The organism is Fulvivirga maritima, assembly GCF_021389955.1.
Classification (GTDB): domain Bacteria; phylum Bacteroidota; class Bacteroidia; order Cytophagales; family Cyclobacteriaceae; genus Fulvivirga; species Fulvivirga maritima.
Window position 1 is genome coordinate 6314507 of sequence record NZ_CP089980.1, and the last position, 17523, is coordinate 6332029.

At 35.7% G+C, this 17523-nt stretch carries 16 protein-coding genes and 2 tRNA genes; 8 read left to right on the forward strand and 10 right to left on the reverse strand.

Features of this window, described 5'->3' with window-relative positions; translation table 11 throughout:
* Position 1: 1 nt before the first annotated feature.
* A complete protein-coding gene (locus tag LVD15_RS26410; RefSeq protein ID WP_233778185.1) occupies positions 2-427 on the reverse strand; it encodes a hypothetical protein in 426 nt (141 codons plus the stop codon).
* Between the two features lie 89 nt (positions 428-516).
* On the opposite strand from LVD15_RS26410, the gene LVD15_RS26415 reads away from it, so the two are divergent.
* From LVD15_RS26415 to LVD15_RS26445, 7 genes are read left to right on the forward strand one after another with little or no spacing between them, the layout of a single operon-like run.
* The gene (locus tag LVD15_RS26415; protein ID WP_233778186.1) at positions 517-2691 is read left to right on the forward strand and encodes a peptidase domain-containing ABC transporter; all 2175 of its coding nucleotides are present in this window, start codon (positions 517-519) and stop codon (positions 2689-2691) included.
* Positions 2688-3167, forward strand: a complete 480-nt coding sequence (locus tag LVD15_RS26420) for a hypothetical protein (protein WP_233778188.1) — start codon at positions 2688-2690, stop codon at positions 3165-3167. Before LVD15_RS26415 ends, LVD15_RS26420 begins: the two co-directional genes overlap by 4 nt.
* Positions 3168-3180: 13 nt before the next feature.
* Positions 3181-3357: a hypothetical protein gene (locus LVD15_RS26425; RefSeq protein ID WP_233778189.1), complete on the forward strand. Its 177-nt coding sequence runs from the start codon at positions 3181-3183 to the stop codon at positions 3355-3357.
* A 52-nt stretch (positions 3358-3409) separates the two neighbouring features.
* A complete protein-coding gene (locus LVD15_RS26430) occupies positions 3410-3967 on the forward strand; it encodes an HlyD family secretion protein (protein ID WP_233778191.1) in 558 nt (185 codons plus the stop codon).
* Between the two features lie 5 nt (positions 3968-3972).
* Positions 3973-6690, forward strand: a complete 2718-nt coding sequence (locus LVD15_RS26435) for a lantibiotic dehydratase (protein WP_233778192.1) — start codon at positions 3973-3975, stop codon at positions 6688-6690.
* Positions 6680-7504 carry a thiopeptide-type bacteriocin biosynthesis protein gene (locus tag LVD15_RS26440; protein ID WP_233778194.1) on the forward strand — a complete coding sequence of 275 codons (825 nt, stop codon included), beginning with the start codon at positions 6680-6682 and terminating at the stop codon, positions 7502-7504. The genes LVD15_RS26435 and LVD15_RS26440 overlap by 11 nt, the downstream gene beginning before the upstream one ends.
* Before the next feature lie 16 nt (positions 7505-7520).
* Complete coding sequence (locus tag LVD15_RS26445; protein WP_233778196.1) at positions 7521-9344, forward strand: lanthionine synthetase LanC family protein; 1824 nt, start codon at positions 7521-7523, stop codon at positions 9342-9344.
* A gap of 19 nt (positions 9345-9363) precedes the next feature.
* Here LVD15_RS26445 and LVD15_RS26450 read toward each other — a convergent pair whose 3' ends face one another.
* From LVD15_RS26450 to LVD15_RS26465, 4 genes are all read right to left on the reverse strand, one after another.
* A complete protein-coding gene (locus LVD15_RS26450; protein ID WP_233778198.1) occupies positions 9364-9555 on the reverse strand; it encodes a pinensin family lanthipeptide in 192 nt (63 codons plus the stop codon).
* Positions 9556-10163: 608 nt separating this feature from the next.
* Positions 10164-10832: a GTP cyclohydrolase I FolE gene (folE, locus tag LVD15_RS26455; protein WP_233778199.1), complete on the reverse strand. Its 669-nt coding sequence runs from the start codon at positions 10830-10832 to the stop codon at positions 10164-10166.
* Between the two features lie 367 nt (positions 10833-11199).
* The gene (locus tag LVD15_RS26460) at positions 11200-12621 is read right to left on the reverse strand and encodes a phytoene desaturase family protein (protein WP_233778201.1); all 1422 of its coding nucleotides are present in this window, start codon (positions 12619-12621) and stop codon (positions 11200-11202) included.
* On the reverse strand, positions 12621-13490 hold the full coding sequence (locus LVD15_RS26465; protein ID WP_233778202.1) for an SDR family oxidoreductase: 870 nt from the start codon (positions 13488-13490) through the stop codon (positions 12621-12623). The genes LVD15_RS26460 and LVD15_RS26465 overlap by 1 nt, the downstream gene beginning before the upstream one ends.
* A gap of 328 nt (positions 13491-13818) precedes the next feature.
* Between LVD15_RS26465 and LVD15_RS26470 the strand changes: the two genes are divergently transcribed.
* Positions 13819-14100, forward strand: coding sequence for a hypothetical protein (locus tag LVD15_RS26470; protein WP_233778203.1), 282 nt, complete (start codon positions 13819-13821; stop codon positions 14098-14100).
* Positions 14101-14275: 175 nt separating this feature from the next.
* On the opposite strand, the gene LVD15_RS26475 is transcribed toward LVD15_RS26470, so the two are convergent.
* The 5 genes from LVD15_RS26475 to LVD15_RS26495 form a co-directional block, all read right to left on the reverse strand.
* Positions 14276-14866: a DUF1989 domain-containing protein gene (locus LVD15_RS26475; protein ID WP_233778204.1), complete on the reverse strand. Its 591-nt coding sequence runs from the start codon at positions 14864-14866 to the stop codon at positions 14276-14278.
* Positions 14866-15513 carry a guanitoxin biosynthesis heme-dependent pre-guanitoxin N-hydroxylase GntA gene (gntA, locus tag LVD15_RS26480; protein WP_370687388.1) on the reverse strand — a complete coding sequence of 216 codons (648 nt, stop codon included), beginning with the start codon at positions 15511-15513 and terminating at the stop codon, positions 14866-14868. The genes LVD15_RS26475 and gntA overlap by 1 nt, the downstream gene beginning before the upstream one ends.
* Positions 15514-15875: 362 nt before the next feature.
* On the reverse strand, positions 15876-17051 hold the full coding sequence (locus tag LVD15_RS26485) for a site-specific integrase (protein ID WP_233778206.1): 1176 nt from the start codon (positions 17049-17051) through the stop codon (positions 15876-15878).
* Between the two features lie 281 nt (positions 17052-17332).
* Positions 17333-17407 (reverse strand) — tRNA-Pro (locus tag LVD15_RS26490).
* Positions 17408-17423: 16 nt separating this feature from the next.
* Positions 17424-17511 (reverse strand) — tRNA-Ser (locus LVD15_RS26495).
* Positions 17512-17523 lie beyond the last annotated feature (12 nt).

Below are 17523 nucleotides of genomic sequence, written 5' to 3' on the forward strand. Positions count from 1 at the left end.
TTTATTGCTTTTGAAACTGAAAGGCATAAACACCGTCTAGTCCATTTAACTTGCCACTTGAATGAGTGCTACTAAACATAAACGTCATTGTTAAAGCGCTTCCGGTCACTTGAAAATCAATGACGATACCATCTCCCCTTTCCATCTGATTAAGACTACCTTCGACAAAGTGCCATGATCCGCTTTCTGGCCAAATTTGAGTTTGAGTATTTGTAGTTATGTATGTTTCTTCGGTAAATTCAATTTCAAAATCATCCCAGCCATCCTGATCGGTTTCATTAAGCGTCACTTGTGTTGCTCTCCAAGAGCCTTTAAGCAATTCTATTTGCACCTCTTCAGGATTGGGAGTTCCCGAATCATCATTGCTACATGATGTAACAAAAAACACAAAAACAACAAGAAAATAGAGTAAGTAAGGGTTTTTCATATTTTTAGATTAATTTTAATTGCAACATTATTGCAATTATATAAATGATTTATCATTATTGCAACAATGTTGCAGTTATATTGATGATTATGAAATTCCCCTTTGTAAGACAGCTAGACGTAATGGATTGCGGCGCAGCATGCCTCAGCATGGTAGCCAAATACCATGGAAGGTCTGTACCATTACAAAAGCTGCGACAAATGTCAGACATAGATAGGGATGGTGCTTCACTAGCCGGAATAATGCAAGCGGCAGAAAAAATACACTTCAGGTCTTTCGCAGCTTACCTTACAGAAGAACAGCTCGTAAAAGCTCCACTACCTATTATTATTCACTGGGATCAGGTACATTATGTAATACTTTATAAAACCAAGAACCAACATTTTTATATTGCCGACCCCGGTAAAGGAAAGGTTAAGCTTAAAAGAGATTCATTCATGAAGCACTGGAAGATAACTGAGAAAGACTCAGGGGTCGCTCTTCTTCTTGAACCGCTACCTTCATTTTATAAGCAACCTTATAACCAAGAGAAAAATAACATAGGTTCTTTATTTCATTACTTAAGAGGATATAAAAAACTCTTTACACAAGTATTTTTAGGTCTGTTTTTAGCTACCCTGCTTGGAATGGCTTTACCTTTTCTTACTCAAGCGATTGTAGACACGGGCATACAAACAGAAAATCTCAACTTTATATACCTTATCTGCTTGGCACAACTCATGGTATTCTCCGGTCGAATGGTGGTGGAGATGATACGAACCAGGGTATTACTTCATATTGGTAGTCGCTTAAGCATATCTTTATTGGCGGATTTTTTAGAGAAACTCATGGCACTTCCCGCCTCATTTTTTGATGCCCGCAAAACAGCGGATATTATGCAAAGGATGCAAGACCATAAACGAATTGAAATTTTCTTTACAAAATCTGTAATAGCCGCCATTTTTTCATCTATCAATCTGATTGTCTTCTCTATAGTCTTAGTGATTTACAGTTTCAAAATAGCGCTTATATTTTTCATAGGTACAATATTAAGCACCATTTGGATTTTTGGTTTCATGAGCCGCAGAAAGCAAGTTGATTATGGAAAGTTCTTACAACAATCGGAGAATCAAAATGCACTTATTGAAATAGTGCAGGGCATGTTCGAAATTAAACTCAATGGAGCTGAGAAAGAAAAAAGCTGGGACTGGCAAGAAAAACAAGCTCGTTTATTTAAACTCAACTTTTCAAGTTTAAACATAGAACAATCACAACAAGGTGGCACTCTTTTTTTAGGAGAAATAAAAAACATCCTGATTATAGCTGTATCCGCCAGTCTGGTACTTAAAGGTGAACTTACCTTAGGAATGATGTTATCCATTTCATACATCACTGGACAGCTAAATAACCCCGTGGTGCAATTCATTGATTTTTTCAGAAATTGGCAAGATGCTCAAATAAGTTTCAAAAGGATCAATGAGATTTTTTTGATGGAAACAGAGGATAGAGAAAAGCCTTCTCTGGCTGATTTTAACTCTATATCTAATTCTTCTCTAAGTGTATCTAACATCACTTTTAAATATAATAAAGCACAAAATAAAGCCGCGCTAAGAAATATTTCTCTCAATATCCCTTCAGGAAAAGTTACTGCCATTGTAGGAGCAAGTGGCAGTGGTAAAACCACATTAATAAAGCTATTACTCAAATTTATAGAACCCGATAATGGCAGCATCCACCTGGGCAATATTCCCTTAGCCGGTATAACCGCTTCTTCCTGGAGAAAGAAATGTGGAGCCGTTCTACAAGGGGGCTACATTTTCTCTGATACAGTAGCCAATAATATCACCTTCGGCTCCGATCTGGTAGATCATGCACGACTACAAAAAGCGGCCCAGCTAGCCAATGTTGACTCCTTCATATCATCATTGCCTTCGGGCTATCAAAGTGTAATAGGCATTGATGGAATTGGGCTTAGTGAAGGTCAAAAACAGAGAATACTTATTGCCAGGGCTGCTTATAGAGATCCTGAATTCATTTTCTTTGATGAAGCCACCAATTCTTTGGATGCTAATAATGAGAAAGAAATAACTGAAAACCTAAGCGATTTTTTTAAAGGAAAGACAGTAGTTATAGTAGCACACAGACTAAGCACAGTGAGGCATGCGGATCAAATAATTATGTTAGACAAGGGCCATATCATAGAACAAGGCTCTCATGATGACTTGATTAGGCTGGAAGGTGGGTATTATCATTTGATTAAAAACCAATTGGAGCTAGGGCTATGAAAGAGAAAGCTAAAATCCACCCACTTGAAGACATGGTAGAAATTATTCCAACATGGTACGAGAGCTACGGTATAAGTATTCTCTTCGTGGTTGTCATCTTTTTTATTTCAATGGCTGCCATAATTAGATACCCTACCGTGTTAAAGTCTGATATAGATATTGCGACCATAACACCTCCCGTTAAAGTTTTCTCAAGAGTGCCTGGTAATTACATACCTCTTGTAACAGAAGGATCTGCCGTACAACTTCATGAACCGTTAGGAATAATAGACAATAATATATCTTACAACGATTTGCAAGGTGTCAAAATCATATTGCAGCAAACATTAAAAGATAGTTCCTATGCTCGACTGCAACACTTGAATTCTATACTAATCCTAGAAGACATGCAGGACCTGTATTCACAAATATTTACATCTTTACCAAAACTATCAATACCTGATTCAGTCTCCCTATCAGAAACAACTTCAGTCTAATATAAAGGCTCAAATGCAACAGGCAGCTGAAATTGAAAAAATACTCTCTTCTCAAAAAGACCTTCTATACAAGCAGCAAGAAATTTATAACAGCAAAAGGCAAAGAGACTCACTTATTCTCACCTTCCAGGCCATTAGTGAGCAGACCATGGAACTATCTGAAGTAGAATGGATTGCTAAAAAAAAATAACGTCAGAGATCTTGATTTAAAAATATCACAGAACGTACTAAAAAAGACAGAATTGCATGAAACATTTCTAGCCAATGAAAAAGATATGGCTTCTGCTCTTTTTCAAAACCATATCAACCTTCAGCAAGCAATTAAAAAAATGCTTGCGGCCATTTCAGAATGGGAAAGAAAATACATTATAAAAGCTCCTATTGCCGGAAGCGTTACTTATTTAAAGAAATTTGCCACCAATCAATTCATTACCCCAGATGAGGCTATTGCATCAGTAGTACCTGACCATGGCACGTACACTGGCAAAGTGAGCCTCCCAGTAAATGGATCTGGTAAGGTAAAACCAGGCCAGACCGTAATTATTCACCTTTATCATTACCCGTCTCAAGAATATGGCACATTAAAAGGCAAAGTTGAAGAGCTTTCACTTGTTCCTAATGAAGGAGATTACCTAATATCCGTTTCACTAGACCATCAATTACGCACTAGCTACTTGATAGATATTCCTTTTAAACAGCACTTAAGCGGCTCTGCCCATATTATCACAGAGGACATGAGCTTGCTTGCCCGGCTTTTTGGACACATAAGATCATTATTTGACAACAAAATCAACCTTTAAAACCTATGTATCTTTATTCCTCTTTACTTCACAGAGTTTCACCTTTAAAAATTAATGATATTGAAAGTTTTAAATCAAAATCCTTACATACTTTCTCAGCTAAAATTAAATCTCAAGAGGATGCTCTCCTGTATTGTAGCGAACGACTTACCGATATTCTTTTTGAAAAAATTCAAAACTGCCAAGATTCAAAAAAGAGAAATAAACTTCTGAACTGCAAAAGGTCAATATTCAATCAGAAATATCTTAAAAAGAAGGAAACGAATCTGCTTTTTAATTCATTACCTCCAGATGCTACTGATGTACTAGAACAATACATAAAGCTTCAGCAAAATATTGATCACTTGATACAACAAGGTCATGGGTTGTATAAAGATGAGCTATTAAAATCCAGGGCAGCAATTCAAAATATGATAAAAAAAAATGAAGCTTTTCACCAATCTTTACAGCTATCTTCCCAAAGTCTATTTACTCAATTAAATCCCTATCTAGCATCTCCTGTAGATAGGCTGAGTAAAAAGCAGTCAAATGCAGAGCTATCATTTTTAAAATACCTGACAAGACAATACACTAAAACGTCTCCATTTAGCCGCTTCACATGCCTAGCCATTGGAGATTCTACACTAACTACTAACAACCAAATTAAGGCATCTGCAAGACTCAATAATTATATATATGCTTATGTGTTAGGTTTATGCATGCAAGTTACTGACGTGGCTGCACACATTCCCATTAAACTGAACCCCTCTTTAACCCCTGAAGCTACCCATTATACCTTTCTTGTCAATTTTAACAATGTCGAAATTTTTCAAACAATAGAGAGAAATAGCGCTATCGATCTTATCATTACTTGTGTAGATGACTTGGTTGACATCAGTTCAATAAGCCAAAAGTTAATATCCTTTTTTCCTGATTCTACAGCAAATCAACTGCAGAACTACCTGACAGGATTATTGGAGGTTGGTATATTAGAAACCAATTTAAATATATCCGGTATTGATCCTGACTGGCCTTCAAAATTCATATCATTCCTTACCAAGCTAAGTCATAAAACCTCTAAGATTGAGGGATTATTAAATGGCATGCTCTTTCTACAACAAGCAGCCAATCAACTGAGTGATATTAGTACTTCTGATAGGCAAATTCTTCTGAGCAAAGCCCTGGAAATATTTAAAGGTGCAGCCAAGTCATTCTGTCAAATGAATCACCTTCCATTCTCAGAGGGTGAAGATAACCGAATAGCCAAAAAGCAGTTTTTAGAAACATTAGAAAATGACATCTCTTTCAAAAAGAGATACTTTAATGGATTTTACTTTACAGAAGAAAATTTATTTTACGAAGATGCCTCCATCACTATAAATTCTGCCTTAGGCATAGATGAGATTAGGCCCCTAGTCAAGAACCTTGATCTACTCTTACAAGAATTATCGCCACTTGCATTTGAGAATATTAATCAAGAAAAAATGACAGCCTTTTTTAATCACTATTATGAAAATTATGAGAGTGTACCATTAATAAAATTCTATGAGAGTTATTACAAAAATTATGTAAAGCCGAACAAGAAAGGTGAGATTTCGGCCATTTCTAGCTCTATTGATCTTTTGCAAAAAGAACAATTTGCTATAGAAAAGGACTATAAAGATAAACTAAAAGAATTACTGCTAAATAAGAAGGAAGTGGAAGGTGTTATTAATTTCACTTTAGATGAAATTAAAGGGTTAAACCTCCAAAAATCAGAACCAATAGCATATTCTAAAGCGGCACATATCCAATTTTATAAAAATAATAAGGGAGATATACAAGGAGTAGTAAACAGTGTATTTACAGGATATGGAAGAGGTTATGGTCGCTTTTTACACCTTTTCCCTAAACAAATAACGGAAGAACTTAATCGCATCAACAAAGAGATTCTCTCTGATTATACACCTGCAGAAGTAAGAGACGCCTCATCTTTTAATGCCAACCTACATCCTTCTCTTTTACCTCATGAAATTATTATTCCAGGTGGTAATCCTAGCCTCTCTTCTGAGCAACAAATTTCCATTGAAAATATCATTGTGAAGCATAACCATGGTAAAGTCTCTCTAGCTCATGCACTTACTGGTAAAACTATACTCCCATTTGATCTTTGCTTGCAGACCTCCAGAACGAGATCAGAACTTTATCAGCTACTCACCTCATTTTCACAAAAAACTGCTAATTCCATTTATTCATTTGTTAACCACATACATAATATCATAGGAGAACAGGATATTAACCATGTTATTATGATACCTAGAATAGCTTTTGAAAATGACTTGGTACTATCGAGAAAATGCTGGAAAATACCCAACCAATCACTTCCTGAAAATAGCCATTTAGTAAGCGAATTTGATTATTATCATGCATTGAATAAATGGAGAGGTCAATATGGCATTCCGAAAGCATGCTTCTTATTCATTACTCCTACTCATAATCTTGCCTCCAAAAATTCCACTTTCGATGATTATAAGCCCCAATATATTGACTTTGAATCTCCTTTATTAGTAAAACTATTTCGAAAAGCTACACGCAAAGCAGGAAAATACATTAGGATTGAAGAAATGCTCCCCGCCAAAAATAATCTACTTAATGAGCATGTAAATGAAACTTTGGTTCAGTGGTATAAGCTTAACCCAGCCGAACCAAATATCAATTTAAATACAATAAAAAGTCTTCAAATGATAGATCATTATGCTAACTAAATGGTTATCCTATCATATTTATACTGACCTGGATAGAAACACAGTACTGACTGAACATGTAGCTTATCTTATCAATCACTTAGAAGCTAACAACCTTCTTCGTCAATATTTTTATATCCGTTATAATGAAGGAGGGCCACATATCAGACTACGTTTAAAGGTTGAGAAATCTAATCAACCCAAAGTCTCTTTCGAATTAAAAAATTGTTTTAATAGCGATGATTTTAATGTACAAGAGCAAATATACCAACAAGAAACCTCCAGATACGGAGGCCAAATAAGTGCGCTAGTGTGTGAAGAACATTTCCAGCTTTCATCCGAAACCTGTCTTTATGCCTTGACTCTACCGTCCAATGTATTGAGTAAAGCTCTGATTTTGCATTACACCATGATGAGATCTTATATCTGTGAGCATAAGGCACTCATAAAACTATTCCATTCTTATATGACTCACTGGTTTGCTCACTCCCATTTGGCTGAAGCAAACAAAACCACCAATGAATTAATCAACACATACTTTGAGCCCAGATATCAGAGCATGAAAAACATATCATTCTTCCAGAATCTAGAAAAAATGGTTTTAGGCACTAAACCACACGCCACAGACTGGTTAAGTAAGTGGGTTAGAGGCAATAAACACACCTTAAACCATTTAAATGGCTGCCTGGATGATAAAAGCTTTTTCAGTGTGTTAGAAAGTCTCATACATATGACTAACAATCGCCTAGGAGTTTATAATTACGATGAAGCTTTCCTAGCCTTTTTACTTAAAAGAACTATAGAAGATTTATCCCATCATGAACAATCTTCATAATTATATAAATCCGCATATGTCTGAGCTGCAACAGCAAAAGCTCAAAAATTGGCATAATGAATTTAACAGTCAGCTGATAGGCCAAAGTATACAAGACAAAGACATGGCTTATTGGGAAACACTTGACTTTGATAAGGATAAGCATGCTCATAGTTTTTATAGACCTGACTTCACCATATATAAAGGCAATGCAGGTATTCTCCTTTACCTAATCTCTTGCTACAAGTATTCAAAAAAACATATATACCTTAATCTTGTCCAAAGAAATTTAAATTGGCTCAGACGCGCTGTAGAAGATCATGACAAGAATCATTTTGCACTTTATACCGGAAAAACCGGTCTTGCCTACGTACTGAGCACATTATACGATCTTACCTTGCATCCCCCCTTACTTAAAGAAGCTACAGAATTGGTATTGAAAAATAAATCGTCTTTTACCAATCATTATAGTGATGATTTACTGAGTGGCCTTGCCGGTAATATTATAGCCTTGGCTCAAATACATACTCAATCTGAAAATAAGGAGATATTCAAACTTTTGTGTAGTAGCATCGATGATATAATAAACAATGTTTACTTATCTATTAAAGGTTTAAAATGGCGCTATAGGCCCAACTATATTGATAGCCTCTGTGGGCTTTCTCATGGTGCCGCCGGTATAGGGTATGCACTGATAGAAGTTGGCAAATGCTACAATGCCCATGGTTTGGTATGGCTGGGAGAGCAAGCATTTAAGTATGAAAATCAACACTTTAATGAAATTGATTCCTCCTGGCCTGATCTACGTATACACCCCAAAAAGCTAGAAAATCCACAATCCGTAGGCTCTCCGCATGAGTTAATGAAAGGCGAAAAGGTAAATGGTTGGGCTCATGGTAGCGCTGGTATAGCTATGACGAGACTAAGGGCTCATTATCACTTAGAGTCTATATCATATTTAGAACAAACTGAAGCAATACTCCAGGCAATGCAATCGGTACCTCGCTCTGCATTGAACTATTCCTTAGCCAACGGTTTTGGCGCAAACGCTTACCTATTGGCTGAAGCTGGATACAAATTAAACAAGAAAGAGTACACACAATCAGCATACCAAATCATAGAAAAAGCCATGATGCTAAAAAGGGAAAAAGGTTATTTTCCTGCAGGCTGGGACAGTTGTAAAGCTGATCTGTCAGTATTTATGGGTGAAACCGGGATCGCATATTCCATACTTAAGTTAATAAGCCCATATTGTTCAGATCATTTAGTTTTACCTGAACTTAAAAAAAATAAAAACAGCCAATATTCAGGTTGTTTCCCTGATATCAAAAATATATTAAGAAAGATCAGCAAAAGATACTTTCCTAAATCCTATGAAAACATAAAATTCACCTCCGATATAACTAATGAACAAGAGCCCTACCAGCTTATTAATAATATAAGGTTTGAGGGAGATAATAATAAAACCGATGATAATTTTATAATAGAAAAGAAAAAATTAGATATGGAAGTAAGCCCAGTAACTTTTGAGTTCCTATCTGATAACTATCAAAGAATAGTAAATAAACTGACATTTAAGGCTGGTAAATTTCAGCTCAGTGAGTATGCGACTATAATAGAGTTAGCTGATGAGGTAAAAGTATTGGTAAAGCACAGGTACGGAGTGGAAGAATTGAGACTCGAAGCGCTATCTCAGGCAATAATCGCTTCAATAAACCAAGGGAAATATTCATTCAATTCAATAGCTGAAAACATTTTATCTAAGTTAGATGAAACGCAAAAAATAGGTCAGCTAAAACACATAATAAAAAAGCAACTCAAACAACTCTATTTAAATGGAATTATAAAGCAGGTAGAATAAATTCTACCTGCCTCTATAATTAAGGATTAATTTCTAATGAAGTTTTGCTAGCATCACAAGTACAAGTCTCGTGAGTATCTGTGTCTTCGGTATGTGTAGGGTGACTAGCTGCGCCTCCAAGTATTTTTTGAGCTTTTTCTTCATCAATACTGGTAGCGAAACTTTGAACTTTTAAGTCATCTAAACTTAACTTTCCATTTTGATTATTCATTTTAATCATTTTTAATATTAAGCCTACTCTCTTAGAGGTTTTCAGCATCGCCTCACGTTGCAACGATACCTGAAAATATAAAAGAATTAACTTAAACGCAACATTGTTGCAATTAAATAACTATGAATAAATGAGGTTTTTTTATAATATTAACATCATCAACAATACATTACATGCTTTTTACAGCAACAGAATATGCATCGAAAAATATTTGTTAAAGTTACCAACATCTAATCCTCTAAAAATTAGTTAGTAGCCTATTATAGCATCTCTATACTACCGAATAATCCATTTAACATCCGGTTACAAAATCATTATATTATAAAATACTTACTTCCTCGAATTTACTCCCTCATACGATATGCCATTACCCGAATTGGGCGCCCAGGTGAGCTACATCCTTAAGAGGAATAATTCTTTCTAGCAATTGAGTAAATATCTTTTGGAATGATTTGGTTTGAATTTCTAGATATCTCAGACACGAGGAAATAAAAGAATTGGGATTGACTCTGAAACTTGTAAAACATATAACATCGAAAAGGTTGGCTTTTAATTATTTAAAAGTCAACCTTTTTAACCATCTAATAGCGCGTTCCAAATTTCACTTTTTATATATGTTGATAGAATTCATTACGAAAATCAATATCGTTGAATTTTCCACCATATTCTAAAGTCGTGGTCTTACTGGTTTTGTCTTTCACTCCACGTGTAGAAACACACAAATGTTCTGCCTCTACCACCACAATCACATCATCTGTCTGAAGAGCATTTTTTAGCTCTTCGAAGATCTGAAGGGTCATACGTTCCTGTACCTGAGGTCTACGACCATAATATTCTACTACTCTGTTAATTTTAGAAAGGCCTATTACTTTACCCGAAGAAATATAGCCTACATGTGCCTTCCCGATAATTGGCAAAAAATGATGCTCACAAGCTGATGAGAAACTTATATCCTTCTCTATCAGCATTTTATTGTACTGATATTTATTATCAAAAACGGATAGTGAAGGTTTGTTTTCAGGATTAAGACCATTAAACAACTCCTTTACATACATTTTTGCCACGCGGTATGGAGTACCTTTAAGGCTATCATCAGTAAGATCCAAGCCAAGCTCTTCCATAATGCCAGCAAACAATTTCTCAATATTCGTTACCTTTTCTTCATCTGACTTTGCAAATGCATCTTTTCTTAATGGTGTTTCCACAGAACTCATCACATGATTATCTCCATTTATGTCATACTGTTTTCTTTTCAATAGATCATTGTCTGTTTTCATATTCGTCAATTTCTTCTTCCTCTATAATTCATAAAATCAATGGTATAGAATAGTATTGTTTTAACATTCCTTCATCACAGATCTTGACGTAAATACCCCTTCATATACCACTAGATATCCTTTTTACTGATATGAATGTAAAGGTAAGTGAAATATCATTAAATGCAACATTGATGCATTTAAGTGGTCGATAAAATGGAAATATATCACTAACTTCCGTCCGAAATCATGGCCTATAGAATCGATCAGATTGTCCATAGACTTCGATGATGGGCTAGAGGATGACACGATCCTTTTTAAGCAACAAATAAATTACTCAAAATAGATGTCGGAATTTGAATGGATTGAGGGGTTTAATTGAGTAGGATCATTTAAAATGCTCCTTAAACACCTGTTTGGCAGCATGAAATCCACACATACCATGAACTCCTCCTCCGGGAGGTGTAGAAGATGAGCATAAGTAAATCTGTGTATTGGAAGTATTATAAGGAGAGATTTTTACCACAGGACGCGTGAAAAGTTGGGTCAGGTCTTGCTTGCCTCCATTAATATCTCCTCCAATAATATTAGGGTTAAAGGCATGCATTTCTTTTGTATTTTTGATGGAGCGAGCTAAAATAATTCTTTTAAACCCTGGTGCAACTCGCTCTATCTGGTTTTCGATCACTTCTGTTCGATCCTCAGTACTTCCATTAGGCACATGACAATAGGCCCATGCGGTATGTTTCCCCTCCGGCGCACGAGTTTTATCAAACACTGTATGCTGGGCTAAAAGAACATATGGAGCATTGGTAAGTAGACCTTCATTACACGATTTTTCAGATTCTTTGAGCTCTTCTGTAGAATACCCCAAGTGGATTGTACCTGCTTTGCGGCACTTTTCATTAGTAAATGGAATTGGACTATCTAATGCCCAATCAATTTTAAAAATTCCTGCACCATATTTGAAATTACTGAGCCTTTTACGATAGAAATTGCTCAGATTAGTATTTCTGACCTTAAGTAGTTGTTTGGGTGTCAAATCAAAAAGATAAGTTTTCGATTTTGGCAATTGCTTAATATCTGTGATAGGAGCATTTAACACCACCTTTCCTCCCAAGGATTCATAATAAGAAACTAAAGCACTAATAATAGTTTTTGCACCACCTTCTGGAAAAGGCCAGTTATATTTATGAGCCATGCAACTTAGTACTAGCCCGAATGCACTGGAAGCCCAACCGTCTAACGGTAAAGTAGCATGAGCAGCAGCTCCAAAAAAAAAGGCTTTCGTTTTTTCATCTTGAAAATAATGATTACACAACTGCTCCGCTGATAGCATAGCTTTGAGGCCAAATTGCACAAAATCTAATGGATGTTTTGGAATGGTAAGTGGCCCTAGCATATCAGGAGCTATCCCCTCCCATTTTTTTGTGAGATTATCAAAAATACGGCCATAAGCTTTCTGGTCTACACCCAACTGAGCAGCGGTTTGAGAGACGTCTGCATAGGCTGCTAATGCACTACCATCTAAAAATGGATGAGCATATGGAATTTCTGGAAAAATCCATTTTAAACCGTACTCCTCTAATGGAAGAGTTTTTAAAAAAGGAGATGCAAAAGCCATAGGGTGAACAGCTGACCCTGTATCATGTAAAAATCCCGGTAAGGTAAGTGATTCTGTTTTAGTGGATCCACCTGGAACACTACCACTCTCATATATAATTGTTTTAAGCCCTCGCTTTTGCAAATAAATAGCTGCAGAGAGTCCATTAACACCACTTCCTATAATAATGCTATCGTACTCTTCCATTAGGATAGATCATTTATATCTACTGTGTTAAGATATTCTTCAAATGTGACGGTACCATTCTTTTCACCAATCATATCATGAGTAGTGATATATTTAAAAAAGCCCATTTTCTCATGAAGATTCTTATCAAAAATTTGTGGCAGTACAGCCCCCACATCTGCAACAGTAGAAGGAATTTTAATAATTTTACCCCCAAGCCTATCTTTTATCATTTTGGCCATTTCATAGCGGGTATGAATTTTTGGTCCTCCTATTAAATGTACTCCAGTGTTTTTTCTTTTTAAAGTACTGATAACCACTTCTGCCATATCTCCCTGAGCCATGCTATTTGTTTTAGCCTCACCATTTCCAATGACCGGTATTACATGGTGTTTTGCCATTATTGCCAAATCATGTAGCCCCGAATAAAAGCCAACGGGTCTGAGAATACAATGACTAATTTTTGAATTATGAAGGCTTTCTTCAAATTGTTTGTGGCTTTTAGGGATGGCATACTGGTCATTGTGCCCAGCTTCTTTTATAGATACATATATATAATAAGATACCTTATTTTTTATGGCGTCTGAAAGTATATGGGCATTAGCAAGATAATCAACTTCATAAAACGTGTCTTGCGAATTCTTGAAAAGGCTAACGCTCTTTCCCATGCCTGAAATTACAGTAGTTACACCCTCAGTAACCCCCTTTACGCTTTCTGGATTGGCCACTGGATCTACGATCCAAATATCATCGGTATATGGTTTAAGCTTTTCTTCACCGCTGGATGAAGTTGTTTGACCTCTGAAAGGAATAGAATCTCGCTTTAGTCTTTTAGCAATTTCCAAACCTAAGGATCCAGATGCTCCTAGAAGTAACAAATGTTCGCGCATACTTTTATTTATGATTAGTCTCTGTAGAGATTTTTGTTATCTGACTCTCCTTAAAAGATGACAGCATTTTTTAGATGCTCTCCTACCAGTCAGGTAATAATTAGGTTTAGCCACAACATGTTAATTGTCAAAACTAAACCCCTCCTAATAGGACAACTATTCTCAATAAAAGTTATGATTAGTATCTATAATATATACTCAAGTCATCCCCTCCTTTATTTAAAACATATCACCACTCACGGTACATTTAACGCAGTCCGTAAAACAATCTTCTAGCTTGTAAGTTATAGTTTTAAGCAATAATGTTCAAAAAAACGAGAAGAGAGAGATGAGTAAAGTAGATGATCTAAACCTAATTACCGAGTATACCAAAAAGTTACAGCAAGCGTCTTTAGAATTAAGATCCAAACTGACGTCGATTATACTCTATAATGAACAATGTACCGCGTTAGCACCTGAGGAGAAAGAATGTATTAGCAACATTACCAAAATAATTAAGGCGAAGGGTGATGAATTAGTAAATTGTGAAAATCAACTACTGGAAGTAATTGAGCATTTCCCGCAAGTGAAAGAGAAAACCCTCAACTCTAAGAATTCGGGTAAAAGATAAAGATAGATTATCAGGATAATCCACCTTTATTTTATGAGGTCATTACCTCTTATATGCATTTGTCATTCTGATCTCTAAAAGCTATATAGTAGATATTGCCCTTGATGGTGCGCTCATATTATATCAGTAATTTCATCGCACTATCGGGCAATTCTACACAAATTATTCTCCCTTTTTAACTGAGATCGTCTAATATTTCATAGTGTATAGGTTTAAATGATCCATTATTACTGTCTTCAGCCGAGCACGCGGTTAAACCTACGATCATGTCCATTTCCGCCTTAAATATAATGTAGTCTCCTGATTTACTGGTAGGAGGACAAACCTCAATTTTTCCATCCTGCGCAAACTGCACATTCATAAAAATATTAAATGCCGTGGGGATGTCATCCGGCCTAATATCATATTCAGCTAAATGAGTATAAAGATTTTCAAAACAGCTGGGATGATATTCATCGTGCTTATACATTATTTTAAATGTTTCTGCACTACAAGGAGCGAGAAGAAAGTCATTTCTTCCATTAGTATCTTTCATTATACTGGCCATTATATTTGATCTGTTGCTCCAAAGTTTATTTCCTTCAGTTAACAATATAGCTTCCTCAAAATCCAATGATTTTCCTGATGATATCTTCTCTCTTGTATCTTCAGCATTGAAGAGAACCATGTCACTGACTTGCTCTCCATTGGGGTCAATCACTTTTAAATATTGATTCTTTTTAATCTTGAAAGCACTTCCGCTTTGTTTTTCGATAATATGTAACATTAAACTCTAGTTTGATTAAGAAAAGGACATTTCCATCTTTCATCCACAGCTCTTCCACTATATTGCCGAGCCTCACTGTTTGATCCAAAATCCTCCAACATAGGGTTAGGTACTCCTTGAATTCCCAAATCATTTTCACGTATTTTGTGCTTCATAACCTGATATTTTCCTGAAGTTTTAAGATTTTCAAATTGGTAATGCAGGTTAAAAACTAAAGCGGGTATTGCGCATTGTCTTGAGATCCTTGAACTTTTAGGATGCATACCAACAATATAAAAGGCTTTGCCTCCTACACTAAAGCTAAAATTATCATCCTCCGGATTGTCACTAACAGAACCATCCCACGAGTAATTATCCACACTATTTAAAAGCTGAAGCTGCTGCCACATAATTGTTTCGAACTGCTTTTCAGATTTTACTTGTTCTAAAGAAAAGGAGGCAATAAAACTATAAAACTTCTTAGAATTGCTGTTTATAGATCTTGTAAATTGAAGAAGGTCTTGATACAGTTTCCTAGTAAATTCAATGTTGTTAAAATATTGATAATCTTCAATTTTAAGGGTATCAGATTTTAAAGTAGACTTCCCCATCAGGCAAGGGAAGTTATCATCTGCAATGTGCTGTTTTATTATTGATTGAGCGTTCATGGTTTTAGGTATTTAATTGACAGACCCTGTTGCAAATTCCTCTCCTTACCTAAAACGTGTTTTTAACGCTATATTAATAGAACTCGTTAGCAACTATAACCCCATTCACGCAGATGAACCTCTACATAATGATAATTTTAATTATACCTATTGATGCGATTTGATAGAGGTTTTAGCAACAATTCTAGATAATCATAATCCAGTCAGAAAAGATATTTTCCCAAATGCATTTACCTTTTTAGTATTGCCATAATTACACCCTTTTCTTAAAGGCATATAAAACCAAGGGTAACCTGACTCCCTTCAATCATTTTTATTTATAATCGATTTTAATTTACTCATATCAGCACTCAACTTTTGTTCTACGACCTTAGCATAGATCTGAGTGGTTGAAATTTTAGAGTGCCCAACATCTTACTTACTGATTCTATAGGCACACCATTACTCAAAGTTACTGTGGTAGCAAAAGTATGTCTGGCCAAATGAAAAGTAAGATTCTTTTTAATGTCACATAAATCGGCTATTTCCTTAAGATAAGAGTTTAATTTTTGATTAGACATCCCGGGCAATAAAGTTCGCTCATACATCACCTTAGGGTGATCTTGATACTTTTCAATAATATCGAGCGCTTGCTTTAACAGCGGCACTCGAATAGTATTACTGGTCTTTTGTCTTTTTGTGAAAATCCATAATTCCCCATCTACTCCTTTTGCAATATTATCAGGAGTAAGGTTCACTACATCAATATAAGCCAAACCTGTATAACAACTAAATATAAATAGATCCTTCACCTGCTCTAACCGGGAAATACTAAACTTTTTTTGCTCTATTGTATGCAACTGCTCCTCGGTTAAATACCCCCTTTCAACTTTAATAAATTTTGGTTGATACTTTGCAAAAGGATCATGCTTCATCCACTCCATACGTATCGCGAGATTAACCATTTTACGAAAACGCTCCATATGTTTCATAATACCGTTATTACCTAATGGCTTATGATGATCTTTAGGCTTCCATTTATGAAGAAAAAATTCAAAGTCCGTAATAAACTTATAATTAATCTGAGCTAGATATACATCAGCTGTAGAGCATTTGCTTTTCAGAAACCTTTCCAAATACTTCTGAGTCGTGAAATAATTTTTCATTGTTCCCCAGGCCAAAACCTCTTTCATTTCGGTATTATGGTATTCAATAAGCTTACAAAGTGTATGCTCTTTTTTATCAATTCCTAAAAATTGATTTTTAATAGCCTCTGCAGTAACCAGTCTATTTTGCAATACCATATTCTGATAATGCTGCACTATTTTACTTCTTACTTGCTCTAAATATTTGTTCAAATTTTTCACATCCTCTCGATTCCCCCTAGCCAGTCCTTTGCTGGTATTCCAATTGCTTTCCTCAATGGAGCGCTTAATAGAAATATCCACTCTCTTACCGTTTACTGTAATTCTTGCATAGATTGGAGTTTTGCCATTATTGGCCTTATATTTTCTTAAATAAAAAACTACTCCAAATGTGTTTGTGTGGGCTTTCATCATACTTAAACTTTTAATTTGTTTTTATTTGATGACCCGGGGGCACCTAATCAAAAGTATTTTTGCTGTCAAATAGAAATATTTAATAACAAACAAAATGAATTAAACATCTAATAATCTGATATTTAACCCCTTATTTGTGCCCCAAATATAAGATAAAAAAAGGGGCACCGAATGGGGCACATTTTTAATGAAATTTAATGTTGATTATTGGTAGGATAAAATAAAAAAAGCCTCTAAATCATAAGATTTAGAGGCTTTTGCGAGCCGTTGACTCTTTTTAGTCGGGGCGGCAGGATTCGAACCTGCGACCCCCTGGTCCCAAACCAGGTGCGCTAACCGGGCTGCGCTACGCCCCGAACTTATTTTTATCTGCGGAGAGAGGGGGATTCGAACCCCCCGGTACCTTTACAGGTACGGCAGTTTAGCAAACTGCTGGTTTCAGCCACTCACCCACCTCTCCAAGGTTCGTTAA